This window comes from Boseongicola aestuarii (genome assembly GCF_900184815.1).
Taxonomy (GTDB): Bacteria; Pseudomonadota; Alphaproteobacteria; order Rhodobacterales; family Rhodobacteraceae; genus Boseongicola; species Boseongicola aestuarii.
Genome location: NZ_FXXQ01000050.1, coordinates 1 through 1,960 on the forward strand (window position 1 = coordinate 1; position 1,960 = coordinate 1,960).

At 61.4% G+C, this 1,960-nt stretch carries 2 protein-coding genes; both read right to left on the reverse strand.

Annotation, left to right across the window (positions count from 1 at the left end):
• Nucleotides 1-1,560: recombinase family protein (locus BOA8489_RS19935; RefSeq protein WP_093976052.1), on the reverse strand; the 1,560-nt coding region annotated here is incomplete at its 3' end.
• Nucleotides 1,557-1,960: DUF2924 domain-containing protein (locus BOA8489_RS19940; RefSeq protein WP_217897985.1), on the reverse strand; the 404-nt coding region annotated here is incomplete at its 5' end. The genes BOA8489_RS19935 and BOA8489_RS19940, both read right to left, overlap by 4 nt.

Genomic DNA, 1,960 nt, shown 5'->3' on the forward strand with positions numbered 1-1,960 from the left:
CCAGTTCGTCGTCAGCGCAGGTGGCTGGTTGCCCTCAAGGATCGAGCGGACGAGCTTCGGCGACACGAACGCAAAACGCAGCATTTCGCTGAGGTACTTCACCGTCATCCCATCTCGTGCTGCTATCGTCACGAGGCTATCACCATTGCGAAGCGCCTGGCGCCATTGCTCTGCCCGCGCGATGTTGGCAATCAGAACCTCGTCTCTTGTCGGCTGCGGCGCGCCGAGGATCATACGCAGCTCGACACCACGGCGGCGTTGCGTGAAGGGCAATTGAAGGTTGAACATCTGGGGTGCAAGATACTTGTCTTTGACGGCCAGCGCTTTCGCGATCTCGGCAGAGTCGAGGTCGATGGCAAAGATGCCTTCGCGGAGCCTTGCCGACCGGATGCACTGGAGGATTTTGGCGCCCAGCGTTCTGACGGCGTCCTGATACCGACGGATAGAATGCGCGTCCGTGGATGCAATGCCGCCGCGCTCGATGCAGCCGATCAAATGCGTCGATACCGATCGCCCCAGATCGCGTTCCAGCCGCTCTGCCGGCAGCCGCCATCCCGTGCCATCATTAGCGTTGCCCGTTCCGGTTACGAGACGTTGGGAGACGTAATAGCGATACCGCTTGCTGCCCTTTGATGCATGCGAGGGGGTCAGTCGATCGCCAGTCTCATCGAAGAGCTTGCCCGCTAGAGGCGATGGATGTGCACGAGCTGGTTTGTTCCTTGGCTTTGCTGACCGGTCCATTAAGCGCAGCTGAACGCACTCCCAACGCGCCGGTTCAATGATCGCTTCGTGCTGCCCCTCGTGCACCTGCTCCTTGTGACGAATGCGTCCGGCATAGACCGGGTTCGACAGCACGTGGTGGATCTGACCCGGGCCCATTATCGACCCGCCGCGTTGCGCCCCATCCCGGCCCGTCCGAAGCTTCGATCGCATTCCGAGCTCAGCGGCCGCTTTTGTGACGGCCGTAACCGTGCCAAGTTCCTCATAGAGATCGTAGAGCATCCGCACGGCCTCGGCTTCCTCCGGGGCAATCCGCAAGATCCGGTCGACTGGTTCGTAGCCAAGAGGTACATTGCCTCCCATCCAAAGCCCCTTCTTCTTAGAGGCCGCGATCTTGTCGCGGATACGCTCGGCCGTCACCTCGCGTTCAAACTGCGCGAAGCTGAGCAGCACATTGAGCGTCAGCCGTCCCATGCTGGTCGCGGTATTGAAGGCCTGTGTGACAGAGACAAACGACGCCCCTGCCCCATCCAGCCGGTCCACAAGTTTCGCGAAGTCGGTCAGCGACCGCGTCAACCGGTCGATCTTGTAGACAACGATCCGGTCGACACGACCTGCCGCGATATCGTTCATCAACCTTTTCAATGCAGGGCGATCGAGGTGGCCTCCCGAGATGCCGCCGTCGTCGTAGCGGTCCTTAACCGGGACCCATCCTTCATGGCACTGGCTGGCGACGTAGGCCGCGCAAGCCTCTCTTTGTGCATCGAGCGAGTTGAAGTCCTGGTCCAATCCCTCCTCGCTCGACTTGCGGGTGTAAATTGCACAGCGAGTTTTCGTCATGCCGAGCGCTTTCCGGAAAGCCCGAAGAACCGCGGGCCAGACCAGGCTGTTCCTGTGATCCGTTTGGCGACGGCTGAGAGCGATGCGTAAGGTGTGCCGTCCAGCACATAACCATTATCGGTGACCTCAACGCGGTATGTGCGACCCTTCCACTCGCGGACAAGATGGGTGCCTGGGGACGCCTGCGCGGAGACGTCACCAACGGGCTTACCGGAAGCGACTGCCCGCAGCATGCGTCGCTCACCAGCCGTCAGCCCGCCCAGTGCCCTTGCCTGTATCTCATAGGCCAGCAGTCGACGCAGGGTCTCGGCACGCAACCGAGGCGGCACCGTCAGGCCAGGCATTGCAGCCAGTCCCTCGGCGCAGGCTGAGCGATCCATCGAGGCGATCTCCCGAAGCC